The sequence below is a fragment of the Streptomyces monomycini genome, from assembly GCF_022271435.1.
Classification (GTDB): domain Bacteria; phylum Actinomycetota; class Actinomycetes; order Streptomycetales; family Streptomycetaceae; genus Streptomyces; species Streptomyces monomycini.
This window is the reverse complement of sequence record NZ_JAFIQY010000014.1, coordinates 23,896-46,834: the sequence shown is the minus strand read 5'-3', so window position 1 is coordinate 46,834 and position 22,939 is coordinate 23,896. Positions and strand designations below refer to the sequence as shown.

16 protein-coding genes and 1 pseudogene are annotated in these 22,939 nt (G+C 73.5%); 10 read left to right on the top strand and 7 right to left on the bottom strand.

All coding sequences use genetic code 11. From position 1 onward, the window contains the following. Window positions 1-142 precede the first annotated feature (142 nt). The 3 genes from JXZ78_RS17990 to JXZ78_RS17980 are packed head-to-tail and all read right to left on the bottom strand — an operon-like array spanning window position 143 to window position 3,802. On the bottom strand, window positions 143-754 hold the full coding sequence (locus JXZ78_RS17990) for a TetR/AcrR family transcriptional regulator (RefSeq protein ID WP_030020897.1): 612 nt from the start codon (window positions 752-754) through the stop codon (window positions 143-145). Between the two features lie 35 nt (window positions 755-789). Further along, window positions 790-2,997: a YhgE/Pip domain-containing protein gene (locus JXZ78_RS17985; protein WP_030020898.1), complete on the bottom strand. Its 2,208-nt coding sequence runs from the start codon at window positions 2,995-2,997 to the stop codon at window positions 790-792. Continuing rightward, window positions 2,969-3,802 (bottom strand): ATP-binding cassette domain-containing protein, encoded by an 834-nt coding sequence (locus tag JXZ78_RS17980; RefSeq protein WP_030020899.1) that lies wholly within the window; start codon window positions 3,800-3,802, stop codon window positions 2,969-2,971. Before JXZ78_RS17980 ends, JXZ78_RS17985 begins: the two co-directional genes overlap by 29 nt. A 226-nt stretch (window positions 3,803-4,028) precedes the next feature. Between JXZ78_RS17980 and JXZ78_RS17975 the strand changes: the two genes are divergently transcribed. The 3 genes from JXZ78_RS17975 (at window position 4,029) to JXZ78_RS17965 (ending at window position 6,057) form a co-directional block, all read left to right on the top strand. Then, complete coding sequence (locus tag JXZ78_RS17975) at window positions 4,029-4,514, top strand: SAV_6107 family HEPN domain-containing protein (protein WP_030020900.1); 486 nt, start codon at window positions 4,029-4,031, stop codon at window positions 4,512-4,514. Window positions 4,515-4,612: 98 nt separating this feature from the next. Continuing rightward, a complete protein-coding gene (locus JXZ78_RS17970) occupies window positions 4,613-5,368 on the top strand; it encodes a methyltransferase (RefSeq protein WP_030020901.1) in 756 nt (251 codons plus the stop codon). Between the two features lie 257 nt (window positions 5,369-5,625). Beyond that, window positions 5,626-6,057, top strand: a complete 432-nt coding sequence (locus JXZ78_RS17965; RefSeq protein ID WP_030020902.1) for an SCO2097 family morphological protein — start codon at window positions 5,626-5,628, stop codon at window positions 6,055-6,057. Window positions 6,058-6,758: 701 nt separating this feature from the next. Here the strand turns inward: JXZ78_RS17965 and JXZ78_RS17960 are convergent. The 4 genes and pseudogenes from JXZ78_RS17960 to JXZ78_RS17945 form a co-directional block, all read right to left on the bottom strand. Next, window positions 6,759-9,299, bottom strand: a complete 2,541-nt coding sequence (locus tag JXZ78_RS17960) for a transglutaminase TgpA family protein (protein ID WP_030018000.1) — start codon at window positions 9,297-9,299, stop codon at window positions 6,759-6,761. A 495-nt stretch (window positions 9,300-9,794) separates the two neighbouring features. Further along, window positions 9,795-10,166: pseudogene (locus tag JXZ78_RS17955) on the bottom strand (DUF58 domain-containing protein); the annotation flags it as partial. Window positions 10,167-10,651: 485 nt separating this feature from the next. Next, the gene (locus JXZ78_RS17950) at window positions 10,652-11,710 is read right to left on the bottom strand and encodes an AAA family ATPase (RefSeq protein ID WP_030018002.1); all 1,059 of its coding nucleotides are present in this window, start codon (window positions 11,708-11,710) and stop codon (window positions 10,652-10,654) included. Window positions 11,711-11,983: 273 nt separating this feature from the next. Further along, on the bottom strand, window positions 11,984-12,541 hold the full coding sequence (locus JXZ78_RS17945) for a beta-class carbonic anhydrase (protein WP_030018003.1): 558 nt from the start codon (window positions 12,539-12,541) through the stop codon (window positions 11,984-11,986). Between the two features lie 493 nt (window positions 12,542-13,034). Here JXZ78_RS17945 and rsmH point away from each other — a divergent pair, with 493 nt between their 5' ends. The 7 genes from rsmH to murD all read left to right on the top strand — a co-directional run bounded on the left by rsmH (window position 13,035) and on the right by murD (window position 22,881). Beyond that, window positions 13,035-13,994 carry a 16S rRNA (cytosine(1402)-N(4))-methyltransferase RsmH gene (gene rsmH, locus JXZ78_RS17940; protein WP_030018004.1) on the top strand — a complete coding sequence of 320 codons (960 nt, stop codon included), beginning with the start codon at window positions 13,035-13,037 and terminating at the stop codon, window positions 13,992-13,994. Continuing rightward, a complete protein-coding gene (ftsL, locus tag JXZ78_RS17935) occupies window positions 13,991-14,620 on the top strand; it encodes a cell division protein FtsL (RefSeq protein WP_078623976.1) in 630 nt (209 codons plus the stop codon). The genes rsmH and ftsL overlap by 4 nt, the downstream gene beginning before the upstream one ends. Window positions 14,621-14,763: 143 nt before the next feature. After that, window positions 14,764-17,133, top strand: coding sequence for a peptidoglycan D,D-transpeptidase FtsI family protein (locus JXZ78_RS17930; RefSeq protein WP_238783196.1), 2,370 nt, complete (start codon window positions 14,764-14,766; stop codon window positions 17,131-17,133). Between the two features lie 18 nt (window positions 17,134-17,151). Further along, window positions 17,152-18,909 (top strand): Mur ligase family protein, encoded by a 1,758-nt coding sequence (locus JXZ78_RS17925; protein WP_030024668.1) that lies wholly within the window; start codon window positions 17,152-17,154, stop codon window positions 18,907-18,909. A gap of 62 nt (window positions 18,910-18,971) precedes the next feature. Next, a complete protein-coding gene (locus JXZ78_RS17920; RefSeq protein ID WP_030024669.1) occupies window positions 18,972-20,405 on the top strand; it encodes a UDP-N-acetylmuramoyl-tripeptide--D-alanyl-D-alanine ligase in 1,434 nt (477 codons plus the stop codon). Next, a complete protein-coding gene (gene mraY, locus JXZ78_RS17915; RefSeq protein ID WP_030024670.1) occupies window positions 20,402-21,466 on the top strand; it encodes a phospho-N-acetylmuramoyl-pentapeptide-transferase in 1,065 nt (354 codons plus the stop codon). The genes JXZ78_RS17920 and mraY overlap by 4 nt, the downstream gene beginning before the upstream one ends. Continuing rightward, window positions 21,463-22,881 (top strand): UDP-N-acetylmuramoyl-L-alanine--D-glutamate ligase, encoded by a 1,419-nt coding sequence (gene murD / locus JXZ78_RS17910; RefSeq protein WP_030024671.1) that lies wholly within the window; start codon window positions 21,463-21,465, stop codon window positions 22,879-22,881. The genes mraY and murD overlap by 4 nt, the downstream gene beginning before the upstream one ends. Window positions 22,882-22,939 lie beyond the last annotated feature (58 nt).

The following is a 22,939-nucleotide window of genomic DNA, read 5'->3' as shown; positions in this document are numbered from 1 at the left end:
CGGGTGGCGGGGCCCGCGGGCCGGCCCGGCCCCGCGGGCGGGGCCGGCCCCCCCCCCCCCCCCCCCGCCGCTGTGTGCGCCCCGGGGCGCACACCCTGGCACTCCGGGTGCGGGACGGGCACCCGGAAGCGTCCGCGGGCGCCTACGGGTGCCCGCTCACCCGCCCCTGAAGGAGCCGGGACAGCGACGCGTGCACGTCGTCGATCGACCGGTGCGGCTGGTAGGACTGCCAGTCCAGCGCCGCCACCAGCACCATCCCGAACAGCGCGGACGCCGTCAGCGGGATGTCGATGTCCTCGCTCAGCTCGCCGTCCGCCACCGCCTCCCGGAGCACGCCCTCCACGACCGTGATGGCCCGCTCCCGCACCACCATCAGCGTCGACTGCCAGGCCCGGTTCGTACGCCACAGCTCGGCGACGTAGAGCTGGGTCAGCGCCGGGTAGCGGGCGATGAAGTCCAGCCCGGCCCGGATCATCGCGTCCAGCGCGTCCACCCGGCTGCCGCCCCGGTCCGCCGACGCGTCGGCCGCCTCCTGGAGGGAGGTGGCCAGCAGCTCGATCCCGTGCCGCAGCAACTCCTCGAAGAGTTCGTTCTTGCTCGCGAAGTTGTAGTACACGGTGCCCTTCGCGACACCCGCGCGCTCGGCGATCTCGTCCACCGTCGTCGAGGAGAATCCCTGTTCGGCGATGAGCGTGACGGCGGCCTCGAAGAGCTTGCGCCGGGTGGTCTGGCGGCGCGTGCTGGAGCTGTCCATGGGGGAGATTGTGCCGGTCCCGGAGGCCCGCGCGCTCACAGGCTCAGCTCCGGATGGAGGTCCTTCATCCGGAGGACCTGCTTCCCGCGCGCCGCCCAGGCGGTCAGCGCGAGCGCGGCGGCGGTGAAGGCGAGCAGGACGGCGCTGCCCTGCCACACGGGCGCGAGGTCGCCGCCCGTGATGAGCCGCCGCAGCCCCTCGACGATGTAGCTCATCGGCAGGTACGGGTGGACGGCGTTGAAGAAACCGGGACTGGTCTGCACCGGGTACGTACCGCCCGCCGACGTCAGCTGGAGCATCAGCAGCGCCAGCACCAAAATGCGTCCGGCCGGCCCGAAGCGGGCGTTCAGCCACTGCACGATCGCCGCGAAGCAGGCCGTGGCCAGCAGCAGGAACCCGATCGTGCCGGCCGGCCGTTCCATCTGGAGGCCGAGCCCGTAGTGCAGGACGGACATCAGCGCGGCCGTCTGGAGCACCCCGAGGGCGAACACCGGCAGCCACCCGGAGACCGCGATCCGCCAGGCACCCGCGCCCATGACGAGCGCGCGCCGGTTGAGCGGCGGGATCAGCATGTACGCGACCATCGCGCCGACCCAGAGGGAGAGCGGGATGAAGTACGGGGCGAAGCCGGTGCCGTAGTTGGGCGCGCGGTGCGCCGCCTGGGAGGCCAGCTGCACCGGGTCGGACATCACGCGCGTACGGGCGTCCCGGTCCTCCTTGCCGTAGTCGGGGATCTGCCGCACGCCGTCGTGCAGCCCGCCCGCCAGCTTCCCGGAACCGTCGGAGAGCTTGAACATGCCGCCGTACAGGGTCTGCGCGCCGTCCTTCAGCTTGCCGACCCCCTGGTCGAGGTCGCCCGCGCCGGACGCGGCGCGGCCCGCGCCGTCGTGCAGCTTCCGGGCCCCGTCGGCCGCCCGGTCCGCGCCGTCCGCCAGCTTCCCGGTGCCGGCGGCCAGCTTGCCGGCGCCCGCGGAGACCTGGTGGGCGCCCGCGTTGAGCTGGTTGATCTTCGCGACCGCGGCGTCCAGGTCGGCGCCGAGGGTCGGGCCGCGCCGCGCCAGTTCGCCCGCCAGACGGTGCAGCGAGTCGAGGTCGCGGCCCAGTTGGTCGAGGTTCTTCTGGTCGTGGACGTAACCGCTGATCTCCTCGGCCTTGGCCGCGGCGGCCGCCGCCTGGTCCTTGAGCTGCTTCAGCTCGGCGCAGGAGGCGTCGGGCCGCGCCCCGTCGCCGCACCGCTGCCGGTAGAACGTGGCGAGGTGGTCGGACATCCCCCGGGAGAGCCGGGCGCCCGCGTCGGCCGCGCGCGGCAGTTTGTCCAGGTTGTCGCGTACGGCCTGCGAACCGTCGGCGACCACCTCGGCGATCCGCCCGATCTCCTTGCCGTGCGCCCGGATGAAGGGCCCCACCTCGCCCACCACGCCGTTGACCTTGTCGGCCAGTTGCTGGGTGCCCTGCGCGACCTGGCCGGAACCGGAGGCCAGCCGGTCCGCCCCCTGGGACGCGGCGGACGCGCCCTTGGAGAGGTCAGCGGTGCCGGTGGCGAGCTTGCCGGCGCCCGCGTCGAGGTCCTTCAGGCCGGCGGCCAGCGTGCCGCTGCCGTCCTTCGCGGTACCCAGCCCGTCCCTGAGCTTGCCGGTGCCGTCCTGGGCCTGCCCGATGCCGTCCTTGAGTTTCCCGGCGCCGTCCGCGGCCTCCTGCGTCTTGTCGTGCAGCGTCGAGAAGGAGACGAAGATGTTGTCGTAGAAGGTGCGCGAGGACTTCACCGAGGCCGCCGAGCGCACCTCGGAGAAGACGGTGCGGGAGATCTGTCCGACGATGTAGTTGTTCGCGTCGTTCGTACGGACCCGGAGCGCGCCGGTCTCCGGACGGTCGCCCGAACTGGACGCGATCCGCTTGCTGAAGTCCTCGGGCACGGTCAGCGACAGGTAGTACGAGCCGTCCTCGACGCCTTTGTCGGCCTCCTGGGCACTCACCTCGTGCCAGTCGAAGGTGTGGCTGTCGCGCAGCCCGTCCACGATGCTGTCGCCGGCCGTGATCCTCTTGCCCTTGGCCTCGGCGCCCGCGTCCTCGTTGACGAGCGCGACGGGGATCTTGTCCAGGCGCCCGTACGGGTCCCAGAAGGAGAACAGGTACAACGCGCCGTACAGGAGCGGCAGCAGGAGCAGGGCGATCAGGGCCGCCATCGGCAGCTTGCCCCTCCCGAACCGCTTCAGTTCAAGCGCGGCCAGCCTCGGCGAGCGCATCCGCCGCCCCCTTCTCGTCGTCGCGGGAGCCTGTGCCACCGGTGCCGGTTTCGGTGTCGGCTTCGGTGTCCCGCCCGTCGCCGCGCGGGGTGGTGCGTACCACGACCGCGCCGTCCGGCGCCTGGCTGCACACCGCGAGCACGGTCGTGCCGGACTCCGCGAGGGAGCGCAGCGTCGCCCAGAGGGCGGCGCGTTCGTCGTCGGGGAGCTTCATGTCGGTGTCGTCCAGGGCGAGCAGGCGGGGCCGGCCGATCAGCGCCAGAGCTATCGACAGGCGCAGCGCCTCCGGCCGCTCCAGGTCGCGTACGGACGTCCGGTCGCCTTTGGGCAGAGTGGCCAGATCCAGACCGGCCGCTTCCAGGGCCGCGTCGATCCGGGCGCGGGCTGCTGCTGTACGCTCCCGGCGCGGGCGAGGTAGCGCGCTACGGGCGCCTCCCCGCAGCAGCTGGGAGAGAGTCGCGAACCGTCGCTGAAGCAGGGTGCGTTCGCGCAGATGCTCGGCCACGGTCAGCGCAGGTTCGAGATCGGTGACACCGGGTACGTGCGCAAGAGCGGTGACCGCTCGTACCGCTGCCTTCTTCTTCGGCAGCGGCAGGCCCGCGACCTCGGCCGTCCCGGCGGTGGTCGCCATCCGGCCGGTGAGCGCGAGCAGCAGGCAGGTGCGTCCGGAGCCGGACGGGCCCTCCACGGCGATCAGCGAACCCGGCTGCGCCGCGAGGCCGACGTCCCGGAAGACCCAGCCGCGCGGGCCCCGGAGGCCGTAGCCCGTGGCGGTGACGGCCGCCCCGTGCGGGGTGCTGTGCACGATCCCCTCCCTTGCACTGACCAGTCAGTTCAAAAAGTATGCGCAGCCTTGTCATGTCTCCGCAAGGGGGTCGGCGGGGTCCGCCCGCTTTCCGGCGAACGGAAGGATCTCTTCGCATTACCCCTGCTTTCCGGGGAAAGAGCAGGTCAGAGCCGATTGTCAGTGGTGTGCCGCACGATGACCCCATAACGGTCCTGAACCGTCATGCGACGACAGGAGGTTCGTCATGGCAGCCAGTTCGGCCGCGGGCAGCTCCGCGGCGTACGGCCCTCCGGGCGATGTCCACCCCGTCCTGCGCCGGGCGGCCGCGCCGCCCGCCGCCCTCGACCTGCTCGCCCAGGCGCAGCGCGGCGTCGACGAAGCCCGCGGCCTGGAAACCCCCAACGAGCGCTACGCCACCGCCCACCTCGCCGCGCTCCGCACGGCCGCCGCCGTCCTCGCCGTGCGCGGCCGCCCGGAGACCAGCCTCCGCCGCCGGCAGCGCATCCGCAGCGCCTGGGAGGTCCTGCCCGAGGTCGCTCCCGAACTCGCCGAATGGAGCGCGCTGTTCGCCTCCGGGGCCCAGCGCCGCGCCCGCGCCGAGGCGGGCATAGCCGGCGCGGCCGGCCCGCGCGACGCCGACGACCTGATCCGCGACGTGGCGATGTTCCTGCGCCTGGTGGAACGGATGCTGCTCCTCCAGCCGGTGCTGCCCTCGCAGCGGGCGGGGTGAGGGCAGGGCCGGGCGGCAGCGGGGCTGCCGGGCCGTTCCCGCAGGTCCCATTAGGGTGGTACCCATCAGTTCATGCCCCCGCCGAGGAGCCACCCGCCGTGTCTGACCCGCTGCGCCCGCGCGCATCCCTTCGTACCGCCGTGGTCTGGGAGGTTCTCAAAGACGCCCTGGAGCACCGGGCCGAAGCCGCCGGGCGGGACGCCCTCGACGTCCTGGACACCGGCGGTGGCACGGGCAACTTCGCCGTGCCGGTCGCGCGCCTGGGCCACCGCGTCACAGTGGTGGACCCCAGCCCCAATGCCCTCTTCGCCCTGGAACGGCGGGCCGCCGAGGCGGGCGTCGCCGACCGGGTGCGCGCCGTGCAGGGCGACGCCCACGGGCTGTTCGACGTGGTCGAGCCCGGCGGCTACGACGCCGTGCTCTGCCACGGCGTGCTGGAGTACGTCGACGACCCGGCCGAGGGCGTGCGCAACGCGGTGGGCGCGCTGCGCCCGGCCGGCACGCTGAGCCTGCTCGCCGCCGGACTCGGCGGCGCCGTCCTCGCCCGCGCCCTGGCGGGCCACTTCACCGAGGCCAAGAACGCCCTGTCGGACCCGGCGGGCCGCTGGGGTGACGGCGACCCGGTACCCCGGCGCTTCACCGCCGAGCAGCTCACCGAACTGGTCTCGGACACCGGCCTGCGGGTCGGCGCCGTGCACGGCGTACGGGTCTTCGCCGACCTGGTGCCCGGCGTGCTCGTGGACACCGAGCCGGGCGCGATGGACGCCCTGCTCAAACTGGAGGCAGCCGCCGCCGAGCAGCCCGCCTTCCACTCGGTCGCCACCCAGCTGCACGTCCTCGCCGAGCGCGGCTGACGCCCCCGGCCCGCTTTCCCGCACGTGCAGTCGGCCACAGGCCACCCGATCAGCCGCTTCGCCCCGTATGATCGGGGTACAGCGTCCGGCATGACGGATCGGCGGGTGGGGAATGCAGGCTGCAAGCACCACCGACCGCCGTGGCGGCCCGGACAGTGAATTGGCGTAGAGGGGCGGGTTTCACGGGGGCGATTCCCTGCCTATCCTGAAAGGGTCGCACCCGGTCGCCCCCCGCGACCGACGAGTAGGAGGACTCCGTGCCGCTCTCGGAGCACGAGCAGCGAATGCTCGAGCAAATGGAGCGAGCGCTGTACGCCGAAGATCCCAAGTTCGCGACAGCGCTTGAGGGAAGCGGGCTGCGTACGTACACCCGGCGACGGGTCTACCAAGCGGTCGCGGGCTTCCTGGTAGGTATCGCGCTCCTCATGGCCGGAATGGTCGCACAGCAGATCTGGGTCAGCGTGGTGGGCTTCCTCGTCATGCTGGGCTGCGCGGTGCTCGCGGTCACCGGATGGCGCAAGGCCCCCAAGCCGGGCGAGCAGCAGGCCGCGGCAGGCGGCCGGGCGGGACCCGGCGGCTCCGGCGGCTCCGGCGGTGCATCCGCCCGCCGTCAGGCCAGGCAGCGCCGCTCGATGATGGACCGGATCGAGAGCCGCTGGCAGCGCCGCCGCGACGAACAGGGCCACTGAACACACCGCGGACCTCCTCCTAGTCCGCGCCCCGCCTCACGATGCGGCCGTCCGATACCGGACGGCCGCTTTTCGCGCGCCCGGCACCCGCACCGGGCCGAGCGGACCGCCCCCGGCCGGTAGCCGCGAGAGCCGCAGCCGAGTACGGGACCGGCCCTCCAGACTCCGTCCTACGGCCCGCTCCCTCCCGTCGTACGGCGACGGACGGCCGGTGGGGGCAGGCGTCCCCCACCCACGCCGCGAAAGCCGACCGTGTTCGGGAGGGTGCGGGACCGTAGGACGAAGTCTGTAGGGCCCGGGCCCGCGCCACGGTCGAGCGGCCCGCAGTGCGGCGGAGTTTCGGCGCCCGACGGCGGGTCGGGCTTCGTGGCCGACTGGCTGCCTGTGCTGGGCGGCGCCTCCCGTACCGGGGTACGGGCCCGGCCCTCCAGACTCCGTCCTACGGCCCGCCCCCTTCCGTCGTACGGCGACGGACGGCCGGTTGGGGCAGGCGTCCCCCATCCACGCCGCGAAAGCCGACCGTGTACGGGAGGGTGCGGGACCGTAGGACGAAGTCTGTAGGGCCCGGGCCCGCGCCACCTTCGAGCCTCCCGCAGTACAGCGGAGTTTCGGTGCCCGGACGGCGAGCCCGCCCCACCGTCTTCGCTCTTTGCGACCGTGAGGGCGAAGACGGCCTGGGGACCCTCACCCAGGGGCCGGGGCTACGGCCTGCCCCTTGAGAGGCGCACCGCGCCTGCCACGCGCCGCATCGCCGTGGCCGGTGGGCTTGTCGTGCAGCGGGTCATGAAGGCGGACCAGCGGGACGAGAGAGTCCACAGGGCCCGGGCGGCCGAGCGGGGCGCCAGGAGGGCGCGTAGGCGCAGGCGGCGGGAGGCGCCGTCCCGCAGGCCGGTGCGGACGCGCCGCACCTCGTCGGCGAGGCCGGACGCTGGACGCGGCTCGGGGGCGTAGAGGACCTGTTCCACCGAGGCCGCGACGCGGCGAGCCGCTGCCGCCGCCGCGCCGTCCAGCTCACCTATGCGTACGATGCGCTCCGCCGCCTTGCGCGGGGTCAGGGAATCGTCCGGCAGGATGCCGTAGTCCCAGCCGGAGTCGACCAGTTCCCGCCAGGCCGCGAGCGTACGGGCGGTGCCGTACTGCCCGGGACGCGCGCCGCCCGGCGGCTCCGGCGGCCCGTCGGAGGCCCAGGAGCCGGCGTCGACCGCCTCCCGGTGGCCCGTGAGCGCCCCGGCCGGGCCGTCCCCGCCGGGGCGGCCGCCGTGCAGACGCCGGGAGCGGGCCCGCAGCCGCCACAGCAGCGGCAGCACCGGCACCAGGAGCAGGAGCAGCGCGCCGACGCTGACGGCCGTGACGGTCCAGGGCGAGGGACCGTCGTCCGCCGGGCCGCTCGTCGACTGCGCGGGCGGGGTCCAGCAGGGGCCCACGCGCCGCTCGGCGGGAGCGCAGCTCTGCGAGGGCGACGGCCCCACGGGCGCCACCGCCGAACGCGACGGCTGCGGCGCCGGAGCGTTGGTCCCGCCGGTGGACGGGGTGTCGGCGAGGGTGTAGTCGGGCGGCGTGCCACGGCTCGGCGTCGGCTCGAAGCGCGTCCAGCCCGTGCCCTCGAAGTACAGCTCGGGCCAGGCGTGCGCGTCCTTGAGGCCCACCGAGGTGGAGCCGTCGCTCTGCCGGGTGCCGGGGGTGAACCCGACCGCGACCCGGGCCGGTATGCCCAGCGTGCGTGCCATCGCCGCCATCGAGAAGGCGAAGTGCACGCAGAAACCCTCTTTCTGCTCCAGGAACCGGGCGATGGCTTCCGTGCCGCTGCCGGCCCGTACCTCCGTGTTGTAGGTGAAGCCGCCGTTGAGCGAGAACCAGTCCTGGAGGCGGACCGCCTTGTCGTACGCCGACCCGGCACCCCGCGTCACCTGCCGCGCGGTCTCGCGTACCACCGGCGGCAGCGAGTCCGGCACCTTCGTGTATTCCCGCGTCAGTTCGGCGGGCGGCGCGGGCGAGGTGTCCAGCTGGTGTGCGGTCGGCCGCACCAGCAGGCTCTCGACCTGGTACTGCGCACCACGGGTGTTCTGCCCGCGGTCGCCGACCAGCGTGCGGCCCTCCGGCTCGAAGCGCCAGCGCCCGGCGATGTCCACGTGGGAGGCGGGGTAGGGCAGCGGCAGCCAGTTCTGGGCGTACCAAGGAGCGGCGGAGACGGAGGTGTTGACGGTGGTGACGTCCACCTTCGGGCTCAGCCCCGCGGGGTCGGGCAGCCGGTCGGGCACATCCTTGACGGCGCGCTCGGACGGCTTCCACGCCGTACCGTCGAACTGGTCGAGGGCGACGATCCGCAGATACAGGTCACGGGTGTCCGAAGCGGTGGTGCGGTAGTTGAGGACCTGCCGGTCCTCCGGCTGGTTGAGGCTGTTCTGCAGGGAGACCAGCGGGTTCACCGCGGAGATCGTGCCGCCGCCGCCCGTACCGCGGCCGGCCACGGCCGGGCCCAGCAGCCCGCCGCCCAAGGACGGCAGCACCGCGGGCACCACCAGGGCGACACCCAGCACCAGCGCGCCGATCCGGCGGCCCGTACGGACCGGGGCGTGCGCCGGGCCGCCCGCGGTGGAGGCGTAGCTCTGCCCCTTGGCGACCGGCGGCCGCCCGGCGCCGGAGGTCCGGCCGCCGAACACCCGGCCCCACTGCGAGAGCCGGTCCCGGCCCTCGGCCAGGAGCAGCAGCAGATAACCGGCTCCCGCGATCAGGAACCACAGCCAGCCCGCGCCGCCTTGGGAGAGCCCCGCCGCCACCGAATACAGCGCGAGCAACGGCAGCCCGGCGGGCGCCGCGCTGCGGTACGTCACGGCCAGCGTGTCCACCACGAGGCCGACCAGCAGCACCCCGCCGACCAGCAGCAGGCGGATACCGGCCGTCACCGGCGCCGGTATGGCGTAGCGGCCGACGTCGGCGACGCCCTCCTGCGTCAGTTCGCCGAGCTCCCGGAACGCGTCGGGCCCCGGCAGCACGCCGCCGATCGCCTGGTCGTTCGCGAAGAGCACGGTGAGCAGCAGCAGCGCCACCACGGCCTGCGCCACGACGGTCAGCGGCCGCGCCAGTGGCATCCGCCGGGCCAGCGCGCCGGCGCCGGACACGATGATCAGCAGGACGGCCGCCTGCATCATCCAGCCGACCGGGTCCACCAGTGGCAGCAGCGCACTGGACGCGCACAGCGTCGCCACCGCCGCGCACACCGTCAGCCGCGCCCGCCCGCTCATGTCGTCACTCCGCTTCCCGGTGCCGCGACCGGCCACCTGGTCCGCCTGCCGCCACAGCGCCGTCAGCGCATCGCCCGGCGACACCGGCAGTGCCTTCCAGCCCGCCTCACGGAGCATCCGCAGGCGCTCGGCGAGCGGCCGCCCGGCCTCGCCGGTGCCGGTACGCGGCCCGTCGGCCCCCCGGGACCAGGCGGCGCTGTCCAGGACGAACGCGACCGCCGCCCCGCTGCGCTGCCGCATCCGCCCGGCCACCGCGGCCTGTTCCTCGTCCAGGTCGCCGAAGAACGCGACCAGCAGCCCTTCGTTGCCGCCGCGCAGCACGTCGTACGCCCGGGCCAGGCCCGGTTCGGCGGAGTGCTCCACCACGGCGAGGGTGTCCAGCAGCAGCCCGGCGGTGTCGGCGGACTCGGTGCCGCCCGCCCAGCCGCCGGCCCCGTCCGGTCCTGGTACGGACGTGCCCGTGTCGGTCAGGAAGCGCACCGAGAAGCCGCGCTCCAGCAGGTGGACCGCCGTCGACGCGGCGCCCGACACGGCCCATTCGAACGCGGAGTCCGGCCCGGAGCCCTGATGGGCCGTGCGCCGCGTGTCCAGGAGGACCGTGCAGCGCGCCTTCTGCGGCTGCTCCTCCCGGCGGACCATCAGCTCGCCGTAGCGCGCGGTGGAGCGCCAGTGGACGCGGCGCAGGTCGTCACCGTGGCGGTAGCCGCGGGGGATGACGTCGTCCTCGCCGGCCAGCGCGAGGGCCCGCTGCCGCCCGTCGCCGTAACCGGAAGCCTCGCCGGTGAGCCGCACCGGCGGCAGCGGCTCGACCCGCGGCACCACCGTCAGGATGTCCTGGTCGCTGAAGGAACGGGTCAGCTCGCACATGCCGAACGGGTCGGACAGCCGCAGTTGCAGCGGCCCCAGCGGATACCGTCCGCGCAGGTCGGAACGGACCCGGTAGGACACCTCACGGCGGCCGCCCGCCTCGACCCGGTCCAGGACGAATCGGGGCCGCGGGCCGAGCACGTACGGCACCCGGTCCTGGAGCATCAGCACACCGGTGGGCAGCCGCGAGACGTTCTCCACCCGCAGCAGGACCCGCGACTCGGCCGCGGCCGGCACCCGGGCGGGGGAGAGGGTCCGGCTCCCCGCGACCCGGTAGCGGGTGCGGTGCAGCACGAACGCGCACACCAGGGGCAGCGCGGCCAGCAGCAGTCCGACCCGGAGCAGGTCCGTCTGCCCGAGGGCGTACGCGCACACGGCGGCGGCCACACCCGCCGCCAGGAAGGACCGGCCGCGCGTCGTCAGCCCCGCGAAGGCGGCCCGCAGCCCCCCGGGCTCCGGAGCTTCCTCGGTCCCCCCGCCCGTCATCAGTACCCCCGGGCGCCGGGCGGCTGCTGCGCGTGCGGTCGTGGCCACTGCTGGGCCGAGGGGTCGGGGACCGGCGTACGGCGCAGGATCTCGACCACGACCTGCTCGGCCGTACGGCGGTTCAACTGGGCCTGGGCGGTCGGCAGCAGCCGGTGCGCCAGCACCGCCACCGCGAGCGCCTGCACATCGTCCGGCAGGGCGTACTCCCGGCCGGCCAGCGCCGCCGAGGCCTTCGCCGCGCGCAGCAGATGCAGCGTCGCCCGCGGCGAGGCGCCCAGCCGCAGCTCGGGGTGGTTGCGGGTGGCGGCCACCAGATCCACCGCGTATCTGCGGACCGGTGCGGCGACGTGGACCGCGCGCACCGCGTCGATCAGCTTCAGTATCTCGTCGGCATGCGCGACCGGCTGGAGCTCCTCCAGGGGAGAGGCGGCGCCGTGCACGTCCAGCATCTGCAGCTCGGCCTCCGGGCTCGGGTAGCCGATCGAGACCCGCGCCATGAAACGGTCCCGCTGCGCCTCCGGCAGGGGGTAGGTGCCCTCCATCTCGACCGGGTTCTGGGTGGCGACGACCATGAAGGGCGCGGGCAGCTCGTAGGTCTGGCCGTCCATCGTGACCTGGCGCTCCTCCATGGACTCCAGCAGCGCGGACTGGGTCTTGGGCGAGGCGCGGTTGATCTCGTCACCGATCACGATCTGGGCGAAGACCGCGCCGGGCTTGAACTCGAAGTCCCGCCGCTGCTGGTCGTAGACGCTCACGCCGGTGATGTCCGACGGCAGCAGGTCGGGGGTGAACTGGATACGCCGCACCGAGCAGTCGATGGACCGGGCCAGCGCCTTGGCGAGCATCGTCTTGCCCACGCCCGGCACGTCCTCGATGAGCAGATGGCCCTCCGCGAGCAGCACGGTCAGCGAGAGCCGCACGACCTCCGGCTTGCCCTCGATCACGCCCTCCACCGACCGGCGGACCCGCTCCGCCGTGGTGGTCAGACCGCCCCGCGCGCCCGGCTCCGGCCGCGCGGGGTGACCTCCAAGGCTCGCCTGCTCGTCATAGGTCGTCACCCGGCCCTCCTCGGCCCTTGCCCCGCGCTCCGGAGAGCACGGGATACCCCGCTTGCGGGCCCACGTCCTCCGTACGGACCGGCCCTCCCCGCCCTGCGCCGCCCCGGCCGCACGGCCGCGACGACGTCACTCACGCATTCTCGCCGCCCACGCCGCCCCGCGTCATGGCCTGTGGATAACTCACCCGACGGGCCGCGTCAGCACGGTCCCGGGCACGGCACCACGGCCGCGGGGCAGGGCCCCGCGGCCGTGGACTTCCCGTATGTCCGGCACCTACCGCGGGTCGATCTCCCGCAGCAGACCCGTCGTCACATCGAAGACGAATCCCCGTACATCGTCCGTGTGCAGCAGGAACGGGGAGGTCCGGACCCGCTGCATGGACTGCCGGACGTCCTCGTCGAGGTCCTTGAACGCCTCGACCGCCCAGTTGGGGCGCTGTCCGACCTCGGCCGCCAGGTCGTGGCGGAAGTCCTCGGTCAGGCTGAGCAGCCCGCAGCCCGTGTGGTGGATGAGGACGACCGAGCGGGTGCCCAGCGCCCGCTGGCTGATCGTCAGGGAGCGGATGATGTCGTCGGTGACGACGCCGCCCGCGTTGCGGATGGTGTGGCAGTCGCCGAGCTCCAGGCCCAGCGCGGCGTGGAGGTCGAGGCGCGCGTCCATGCACGCCACGACGGCGACCTTGAGGACGGGCCGGGCGTCCATGCCCGGATCGGTGAAGGCGGCGGCGTACTTGCTGTTGGCCTCGACGAGGCGGTCGGTGACCGTGCCGCCCGTGGGGGCCACGGCGCTGTCGGTCGAGGGGGGCAGCGGCTGCGAGGCAGGTATCGACATAGCAACACGGTAAAGGGCGCCGGGCGATAAGGCTGCACGTGGGGACGGGCATAGGGGGCACCGAGGTGTCGTGTGAGGTTTTCCACACGCCCCCGCAGTCTGCCGCCGATCGGGTGAAAGCGGCCTTTTCGCCCGCGCCGCGGGCCTCGGGCCGGGTGGTCCCACGGTTCTCCGGAGCCGCCCGAAAATCTTCCGAAAACCCCCGGACGGCCGGTGCGGGACGCGCGGAACCGGTTGATTGACCCCGCGCGGCAGTGGACTAAAGTGGCGCGAAGTGGGAGGCGTGACGCTCTCCTCGGATCCCGGATCTTTCGCGTGCGATCTGCACGTACGGCTCGGCCTCCTCCCGCTCCAACCGGTCCGCCGACGGCACTTCCCCGTCGTCGGAGGGCCACTTCCCCTTCAGAGCGGGCGGGGACCAAGCGGTACGTGCGGCATTCCCCCAGCCAGCGGCCGGGGGGACCCACCTGCCGCCCACCCCATCGGAAGGCGCATGAGCAGCAACGATCGCCACGTACCCGTCATGCTCCAGCGGTGTCTGGACATGCTCGCCCCCGCACTCGCCGAGCCCGGCGCGGTCGTCGTCGACTGCACGCTCGGCCTCGGAGGGCACAGCGAGGCGCTGCTCGCCACGTTCCCGGCAGCACGTCTGATCGCCCTCGACCGCGACCCGGCGGCCCTGAAGCTGGCGGGGGAGCGCCTGGCGCCCTACGGGGACCGCGCCACCCTCGTGCACGCCGTCTACGACGAGCTGCCCCGGGTGCTGGCCCGCCTCGGCGTCCCGCGCGTCCAGGGCGTCCTGTTCGACCTCGGTGTCTCCTCGATGCAGCTCGACGAGGCCGACCGCGGCTTCGCGTACGCGCAGGACGCGCCGCTCGACATGCGCATGGACCAGACGACCGGCATGAGCGCTGCCGAGGTCCTCAACACCTACCCGCCCGGCGAACTGGTCCGCATCCTGCGCGCATACGGCGAGGAGAAGCAGGCCAAGCGGATCGTCGAGGCCGTGGTCAAGGAGCGCGCCAAGGAGCCCTTCACGCGCAGCGCGCGGCTGGTGGAGCTGATCCGTGACGCCCTGCCGCAGGCCGCCAAGCGCACCGGCGGCAACCCCGCCAAGCGCACGTTCCAGGCGCTGCGCATCGAGGTCAACGCCGAACTGGCCGCCGTGGAGAGCGCCGTGCCGGCCGCCGTACGGGCCCTCGCGGTGGGCGGCCGGATCGCCGTGCTGTCGTACCAGTCCCTGGAGGACCGGATCGTCAAGCAGGTCTTCGCGGCGGGCGCGGCCAACACCGCACCGCCCGGCCTGCCCGTCGTCCCCGAGCAGTACCAGCCGCGGCTGAAGCTGCTCACCCGTGGCGCCGAGCTGCCGACCGAGGAGGAGATCGCCGAGAACCGGCGCGCGGCCCCCGCCCGGCTGCGCGGCGCCGAGCGCATCCGCGAGGACATCGCGTGAACCGGCCGGGGCGCACGCGCCCGGGGTCCGGACGGCTCTCGGGCCTGTTCGCCTCCGGAGCGGGGGGCACGGCGGCGCGTACGCCGTTCGTGCTTCTCGTGGTCGTGCTCCTCGGTTCCGGCCTGATCACGCTGCTGCTGCTGAATTCCGCGCTCAACCAGGGCTCCTTCGAGCTGAGCAAGCTGGAGAAACGCACCAATGAGCTGACGGACGAGCAGCAGGCGCTCCAGCAGGAGGTGGACGCCTACTCGGCGCCGGGCGCGCTGGACGAGCGCGCCCGCGAGCTGGGCATGGTCCCGGGCGGCAGCCCGGCGTTCCTGGAGCCCGACGGCACGGTACGCGGCAAGCCGAGCGCGGCCCCGGGCGGTACGGGACCGATGAGCGCGCGCACCCCGTCGCGGTTCACCGTGCCGGGCCCCCGGACGGCGCCGGGGCACGCCGCCGCGCGGGTCCCCGGGCCCCGGCCGTCCGCCGGGCCGCAACCGTCCGCCGCGCCCGCCGCCCCGGACGCGGGGCTGCCCGACCAGCCGCTGCCCGACCACCCGTTCCCCGCCCTCTCCGCCCCCGGCCGTCCGCTGCCCGGCGCCCCGGGGCCCGGCTCCGCTCCGACGACTTCCGGCAGGTGACCTGTGACGTACGAGAACGCCGAAGGCCTGTCCGGGGGCGCCGCCCTGCCTGCGGCCGTGGCCGCAGCCGTTGCCCCTGCGCCCGCGCTCGCCTTCGGATGCGTACCCCTCGCCCGTAGGACCGCACCGGAGGAGGGCGTCGCATGACCGACCCCAAGGGCCCGCGCTCCGGCAGCGGCTCCGGCTCGGGTTCGAGGGGGGCCGGGCCCGGAGGATCCGGATCCTCCGGCTCCAAGTCCCCCGGTGCCAAGACACCCGGCCCCTCCAAACCCTCCGCTGCGAAGACTTCCGGCCCCCAGACGTCCGGCCCGAAGCCCGCCGGAACGAAGCCTGCCGGAACGAAGCCTGCCGGATCGAAGTCCGCAGGATCGAAGCCCGCCGCCCCCCGGGCCCCACGTAAGACCGGCAGCGGCTCCGGTACGAGCCCGGCCTCCGGCTCCCCCTCTCGCCCCGGCGCCGCGGCGGGCTCCAAGGCGCCCACCGCCCCGGACCCCCGCCGCCGCGTCCCCCGCCCCACCCCGGCCGGCGGCCGCGCCGGTCCGCCCCGCGGCGGTCCGGGCCAGAGCGGCGGGAGCGGCCGGTCCCAGCGCGCGACGGCCCAGAGCCGCCCCGCGGCCCAGAAGCGCCCCGCCTCCGCACGCCCCACCACCACCAAACGCGCCCCCCGCCCCCGCACACCCACCCTGCGCCTGGGCAGCCCGCGCCCCCGGCTGCGCCTGGTCTCGCTCGGCCTGGCCCTGATCCTGCTGGTCTTCGTCGTCCGGCTGTTCCAGGTGCAGGCCGTGGACGCCGGTGCGTACGCGGCCAAGGCCAACGTCAACCGGTATGTCCCGGTCAAGCTGGCCGCCGAGCGGGGCGCGATCACCGACCGGGACGGTGTGGACCTGGCCACCACGGTGGACGCGTACGACATCACCGCCGACCCCAGCCTGTTCGCGCCCGACAAGATCAAGGTTCAGGACGCGCCGCAGCAGGCCGCCGCCCTGCTCGCGCCGATCCTCCACGAGGACCGGGCCGCCCTGGCCAAGAAGCTCGCCACGCCCGGCTCCCGCTACGTCCGGCTCTCCCGGCAGCAGACCCCGCAGGTCTGGAAGCAGATCAAGGATCTGCGCAGGGAGCTGGACGCCAAGGCGGCCAAGCAGCCCAAGAGCGAGCGCCGCCCGAACGTCCTGGTCGGAATCTTCGCGGACAAGCACAGCAAGCGCGTCTACCCCAACAAGGACCTCGCCTCCGGGGTGCTCGGCTTCGTCAACAGCGAGGGCCGGGGTGGCGGCGGCCTGGAGGCCCGGCTCGACCAGCAGCTGGCGGGCAAGGACGGCAAGCTGATCTACGCCCAGTCCGGCGGCCGGCGGGTGCCCACCGCGGGCACCCAGGAACACCCGGCCGTGCCGGGCACCGACGTCGAGCTGACCCTGGACCGCGACATCCAGTGGATGGCTCAGCAGGCCATCACCAAGCAGGTCACCGAGTCCCGGGCCGACCGGGGCTACGTCGTCGTGCAGGACACGAGGACGGGCGAGATCCTGGCCCTGGCCAACGCCCCCGGCTTCGACCCCAACGACATCTCGAAGGCCGACCCGGAAGCGCTGGGCAACGCCGCTCTCACCGACGCCTTCGAACCCGGCTCCACCAGCAAGCTCATGTCGATGGCCGCCGTTCTGGAAGAGGGCGCCGCGACCCCCGCCACCCGGGTCACCGTCCCCAACCGGCTGCACCGCGGCGACCGCAACTTCTCGGACGACATCGACCACCCCACCTGGCACCTGACCCTCAACGGCGTCCTGGCCAAATCCAGCAACATCGGCACCATCCTGGCCACCGAACAGCTCGGCAGGACCCGGCAGGAAGCCAACCAGGTGCTCTACTCCTACCTGCGCAAGTTCGGTCTCGGACAGCCCACCGGACTCGGCTTCCCCGGCGAGACCCCCGGCCTGCTGGCCCCGCCGCAGAAGTGGAGCACCTCGCAGCAGTACACGATCCCGTTCGGGCAGGGCCTGTCGCTCAACGCGGTCCAGGCCGCCTCGGTCTACTCCGCCATCGCCAACGGCGGCGAGCGCATCGCCCCCACGCTCATAAGGGGCACCACGGGCCCGGACGGCCGGTACCGGCCCGCGCCGCGGCCGCACAAGAGCCGGGTGGTGAGCGAGAAGACCGCCAGGACACTGGCCACCATGCTCGAATCGGTGGTCGACGACAAGGAAGGCACCGGCGCCAAGGCGAAGATCGACGGGTACCGCGTCGGCGGCAAGACCGGCACGTCCAACCGGGTGGACCCGAAAACCGGCCGTTACCACGGCTACACCGCCTCCTTCGCCGGGTTCGCCCCCGCCGACCAGCCCCGTATCACCGTCTACTGCGCCGTCCAGAACCCGACCAAGGGAAGTTACTTCGGCGGCCAGGTGTGCGGCCCGATCTACCAGCAGGTCATGGAGTTCGCGCTCAAGACGCTCCAGGTCCCGCCGAGCGGCGCCCAGCCCCCGCGCCTGCCCGTCACCTTCCAGCCAGGCGAATGAAAACGAGGCAGCACCGCCGTGACGACCATCACCCCCGACCCAGGGAACCGCTCCCGCACGCGGCCCTCACTTCGCCCCGAGGCCGCCGCGCCCGGTACGCTCACCGCCGTGTCACACGCTGATCAGTCCCACCACGCCCAGAAGGACGCCCCCGGAAAGTTTCCGGGAGCGCCCCGCCCAGAGCGGGTCCGCGCCACCCCCCTCGCGGACCTCGCCGAGCAGTTGGGCACCTCGGTGCCGGCCACGGCGGACGCCGCCGACGCCGTCGTCACCGGCATCACCCACGACTCCCGGGCCGTGCGGCCCGGTGACGTCTACGCCGCGCTGCCCGGCGCCCGCTTCCACGGCGCCGACTTCGCCAACCAGGCCGCCGACCTCGGCGCCGCGGCGGTCCTGACCGACCCGGCGGGCCGCGAGCGCGCCGCCGCGACGGGCCTGCCCGTCCTGGTGGTGGACGAGCCGCGGGCCCGGATGGGGGCGCTCGCCGTCTCGATCTACGGCGACCCGGGCAGCGATCTCCTGCAGATCGGCATCACCGGCACCTCCGGCAAGACCACCACCGCCTACCTCGTCGACGGCGGCCTGCGCGCCGCGGCCGGGAAGGCCGCCGAGGAGGAGCAGCGCGAAGCGGCTCCGGGCGACGGCGGCCGCCGGGCGGGCCTGACCGGCCTGATCGGTACGGTCGAGTCCCGGATCGGCGACGAGCGCCTGAAGTCGGAGCGCACCACGCCCGAGGCCACCGACCTCCAGGCACTGTTCGCCGTCATGCGCGAGCGCGACGTGCGGGCGGTGACGATGGAGGTCTCCAGCCACGCGCTGGTCCTCGGCCGGGTCGACGGCTGCGTCTTCGACGTCGCGATCTTCAACAACCTCAGCCCGGAGCACATGGAGTTCCACTCCGGGATGGAGGACTACTTCCAGGCCAAGGCGCAGCTGTTCACCAAGGCGCGCAGCAAGGCCGGCGTGGTCAACCTCGACGACGAGTACGGCAAGCGGCTGGCCGCCGGCGAGTCCGAGGTGCCGGTCACCACGTTCTCCGCCGAGGGCCACCCGGACGCCGACTGGCGCGCCGCCGACGTCGAGGTCGGCACGCTCGGCTCCACCTTCACCGTGCTGGGCCCCGACGGCGTGTCCGTACGGGCCGCCTCGCCCATCCCGGGCCCGTTCAACGTCGCCAACGCGCTGGCCGCGATCACGGCGCTGGTGGTGGCCGGTGTGGACCCGCAGACCGCCGCCGACGGCGTCGCCGCGGTGCCCGGCGTCCCCGGCCGCCTGGAGCGTGTCGACGCGGGCCAGGACTACCTGGCGGTCGTGGACTACGCCCACAAGACCGACGCGGTCGAATCGGTCCTGCGCGCTCTGCGCAAGGTCACCGAGGGCCGTATCCACGCCGTGCTGGGCTGTGGCGGCGACCGCGACCCGCACAAGCGCAAGCCGATGGGCGCGGCGGTCGCCCGCCTCGCCGACACCGCCGTACTGACTTCCGACAACCCCCGTGGCGAGGACCCCCTCGCGATCCTCGCCACGATGCTGGCGGGCGCCGCCGAGGTACCCGTCCACGAGCGCGGCACCGTGCTGGTCGAGGAGGAGCGGGCCACCGCCATCGCGGCCGCCGTCGCCCGCGCCGAGCCCGGCGACACCGTGATCGTCGCGGGCAAGGGCCACGAGCAGGGCCAGGACATCGCCGGAGTGGTCCGCTCCTTCGACGACCGTCAGGTGCTGCGCCAGGCCATCGAGGCTTCGATGACACCGCAGCAGCCGAACCACCAGGGATGACACACCGCCATGCGCGCAAAACCCTTCGAACGGCACGACCTGCCCACGGCCGGGGGTGAGAAGTGATCTCCCTGTCCCTCGCCGAGATCGCGAACATCGTCGGCGGGCAGCAGCACGACATACCGGACCCGGAGGCCCAGGTCACCGGCCCGGTCGTGTACGACTCCCGTGAGGTGCGCCCCGGCAGCCTCTTCGCGGCCTTCGCCGGCGAACGCGTGGACGGTCACGACTACGCCGCGCGCGCCGTCGAGGCGGGCGCGGCGGCGGTCCTCGCCGCCCGTCCCGTCGGTGTCCCCGCGATCGTCGTGGACGACGTGGTCGCCGCCCTCGGGGCGCTGGCCCGCGCCGTCGTCGGCCGGCTGGGCGCCTGCGTCGTCGGGCTCACCGGCTCGGCCGGCAAGACCAGCACCAAGGACCTGATCGGCCAGCTGCTGGCCCGCCGGGGGCCGACGGTGTGCCCGGTGGGCAACCTCAACAACGAGATCGGGCTGCCGGTGACCGCGCTGCGCGCGGACGACGGCACGAAGTTCCTCGTCCTGGAGATGGGTGCCCGCGGCGTCGGCCACATCCGCTACCTCGCTCAGCTGGTCCCGCCGCGCATCGGCGTGGTCCTCAACGTGGGCTCCGCGCACATCGGCGAGTTCGGCGGCCGCGAGCAGATCGCGCAGGCCAAGGGCGAGCTGGTCGAGGCGCTGCCCGCCGCGGCCGAGGGCGGCGTCGCCGTGCTCAACGCCGACGACCCGTACGTACGCGCGATGGCCTCCCGTACGAAGGCCCGTACGGTCTTCTTCGGCGAGTCCGCGGAAGCCGCCGTACGGGCCGAGGACGTCCGGCTCACGGCGCTCGGACAGCCGGCCTTCACGCTTCACACACCCTCCGGGTGCAGCGACGTGACCATGCGGCTGTACGGTGAGCACCACGTGTCGAACGCGCTTGCCGCGGCCGCCGTCGCCCATGAGTTGGGCATGCCCGTGGACGAGATCGCCGTCGCGCTCTCCGAAGCCGGCACGCTCTCCCGCTGGCGGATGGAGGTCACCGAGCGTGCGGACGGTGTGACGGTCGTCAACGACGCCTACAACGCGAACCCGGAATCCACGCGGGCGGCGCTCCGCGCGCTCGTGGCGATGGGCGAAGCCTCCAAGGAAACGGGAGGCCGTACGTGGGCGGTGCTCGGTGAGATGGCCGAGCTCGGCGGGGAGTCACTCGCCGAACACGACGCGGTCGGGCGCCTGGTCGTCCGGCTCAACGTCAGCAAGCTCGTGGCGGTCGGCGGCAGGGAAGCGGCCTGGCTCGACATGGGCGCCAAGAACGAGGGTTCGTGGGGTGAGGAGTCGGTGCACGTGTCCGACGCGCAGGCGGCGGTCGACCTGTTGCGCAGCGAGCTGCGGCCGGGTGACGTCGTGCTGGTGAAGGCGTCCAGGTCGGTCGGCCTGGAACGGGTCGCCGCGGCATTGCTGGGCGACACCGGTGTCGAGGGCGGAGCCGCCACCCGATGAAGCAGATCCTCTTCTCCGGAATGATCGGACTCTTCCTGACGCTGATCGGCACCCCGCTGCTGATCAAGCTGCTGGCCAGGAAGGGCTACGGGCAGTTCATCCGTGACGACGGCCCGCGCGACCACCACAGCAAGCGCGGTACGCCCACCATGGGCGGCATCGCCTTCATCCTGGCCACGCTCATCGCCTACGCGCTGACCAAGGTCATCACCAGCAGCAACCCGAGCTTCTCCGGTGTGCTGGTGCTGTTCCTGATGGCCGGCATGGGCCTGGTGGGCTTCCTCGACGACTACATCAAGATCGTCAAGCAGCGTTCGCTGGGCCTGCGGGCCAAGGCGAAGATGGCCGGCCAGCTGATCGTCGGCATCGCCTTCGCGGTGCTCTCGCTCCAGTTCGCCGACCTGCGCGGCCAGACCCCGGCCTCCGACCGGCTGTCCTTCACCCAGGACTTCGGCTGGCAGATCGGTCCGGTGCTCTTCGTCATCTGGGCGCTGTTCATGATCCTGGCGATGTCCAACGGCGTGAACCTCACCGACGGCCTGGACGGCCTGGCCACCGGCGCCTCGGTGATGGTCTTCGGCGCGTACACCTTCATCGGCATCTGGCAGTACCAGGAGTCCTGCGCCAACGCGATCAGCGCCGGGCCCGCCTGTTACGAGGTACGCGACCCGCTCGACCTCGCGGTCGTCGCCTCCGCCCTGATGGGCGCCTGCTTCGGCTTCCTGTGGTGGAACACCTCGCCCGCGAAGATCTTCATGGGCGACACCGGTTCGCTGGCCCTGGGTGGCGCGCTGGCCGGTCTGGCCATCTGCTCCCGTACGGAGCTGCTGATGGCCGTCCTCGGCGGCCTCTTCGTCCTGATCACCATGTCGGTGGTCATCCAGGTCGGCTCCTTCCGGCTCACCGGCAAGCGGGTCTTCCGGATGGCGCCACTCCAGCACCACTTCGAACTCAAGGGGTGGTCCGAAGTCCTTGTGGTGGTCCGGTTCTGGATCATCCAGGGCATGTGCGTGATCGTCGGCCTGGGCCTGTTCTACGGCGGCTGGCAGGCCGCCAAGTGACCGGCCTCGACCTCGCCGGACAGCACGTGACCGTGGCCGGTCTCGGCGTGAGCGGCGTTCCCGCCGCCCGCGCCCTGGCCGGCCTCGGCGCCGTCGTCACCGTCGTCAACGGCAGCGACGGCGAGCGGGAGCGGGCGCAGGCCGCCCCCCTGGAGGAGCTGGGCATCACCGTCCGCCTCGGCGACGGCGACACTCTCCCCGAGGGCACCGACCTCGTCGTCACCACCCCCGGCTGGAAGCCCGCCAGCCCGCTCTTCCAGGCCGCCGAGGCGGCCGGTGTCCCCGTGTGGGGCGACGTGGAGCTGGCCTGGCGGATGCGCGGCCCGGAATCCCCGCCCTGGCTCGCGGTCACCGGCACCAACGGCAAGACCACGACCGTACGGATGCTGGCCGCCATCCTGGAGGCCGAGGGGCTGCGCACCGCGGCCGTCGGCAACATCGGGGTGCCGCTGGTGGACGTGGTGCTCTCGGACGAGCCGTACGACGTTCTCGCCGTCGAGCTGTCCAGCTACCAGCTGCACTGGGCGCCCTCCGTACGCGCCCACTCCGCCGCGGTCCTCAATCTCGCCCCGGACCACCTCGACTGGCACGGCTCCATGGAGGCGTACGCCGCCGACAAGGGCCGGATCTACGAGGGCAACACCGTGGCCTGTGTCTACAACGTCGCCGACCAGGTGACCGAGGACCTGGTGCGCGAGGCCGACGTCGAGGAGGGCTGCCGCGCCATCGGCTTCACCCTCGGCACCCCGGGCCCCTCCCAGCTGGGCGTCGTCGAGGGCATCCTCGTCGACCGCGCCTTCGTCGAGAACCGGCAGAAGCAGGCCCAGGAGCTGGCCGAGGTCTCGGACGTGACGCCCGCGGCCCCGCACAACATCGCCAACGCGCTCGCCGCGGCGGCCCTGGCCCGCGCCTTCGGCGTGCGCCCCCAGTCCGTACGCGACGGCCTGCGCGCCTTCCACCCGGACGCGCACCGCATCGAGCACGTCGCGGACGTCGCCGGGGTCGCGTACGTGGACGACTCCAAGGCCACCAACACCCACGCCACCGAGGCGTCGTTGGCGGCGTACGAGCACATCGTCTGGATCGCCGGCGGCCTGGCCAAGGGCGCCACCTTCGACGAACTCGTCCAGAAGTCCGCCGGGCGGCTGCGCGGCGCGGTCCTCGTCGGCGCCGACCGGGCGCTCATTCGGGAGGCCCTGGCGCGACACGCCCCGGATGTCCCGGTGGTCGACCTCGACCGGACCGACACTGGGGCGATGTCCAAAGCCGTACGGGAGGCAGCGCGCCTGGCCCGGCCGGGCGACACGGTCCTGCTGGCCCCGGCCTGCGCCTCGATGGACATGTACCTGAACTACACCAAGCGGGGCGAGGCCTTCGCCGACGCGGTCCGCACGCTGGCCGCCCAGGAACAGTAGTCCGCACGTCCCCGCCGCCGTCGAGGACGCACGGCGCAGCGCACTTGTGGAGGGGACG

Excerpts from the sequence above, each read along its gene's own strand:
- JXZ78_RS17945 (WP_030018003.1), bottom strand. The coding sequence starts at position 12,541 with ATGTCGATACCTGCCTCGCAGCCGCTGCCCCCCTCGACCGACAGCGCC.
- rsmH (WP_030018004.1), top strand. The coding sequence starts at position 13,035 with ATGAGCAGCAACGATCGCCACGTACCCGTCATGCTCCAGCGGTGTCTG.
- mraY (WP_030024670.1), top strand. The coding sequence starts at position 20,402 with ATGAAGCAGATCCTCTTCTCCGGAATGATCGGACTCTTCCTGACGCTG.
- JXZ78_RS17930 (WP_238783196.1), top strand. The coding sequence starts at position 14,764 with ATGACCGACCCCAAGGGCCCGCGCTCCGGCAGCGGCTCCGGCTCGGGT.
- JXZ78_RS17985 (WP_030020898.1), bottom strand. The coding sequence starts at position 2,997 with ATGCGCTCGCCGAGGCTGGCCGCGCTTGAACTGAAGCGGTTCGGGAGG.
- JXZ78_RS17990 (WP_030020897.1), bottom strand. The coding sequence starts at position 754 with ATGGACAGCTCCAGCACGCGCCGCCAGACCACCCGGCGCAAGCTCTTC.
- JXZ78_RS17960 (WP_030018000.1), bottom strand. The coding sequence starts at position 9,299 with ATGAGCGGGCGGGCGCGGCTGACGGTGTGCGCGGCGGTGGCGACGCTG.
- JXZ78_RS17975 (WP_030020900.1), top strand. The coding sequence starts at position 4,029 with ATGGCAGCCAGTTCGGCCGCGGGCAGCTCCGCGGCGTACGGCCCTCCG.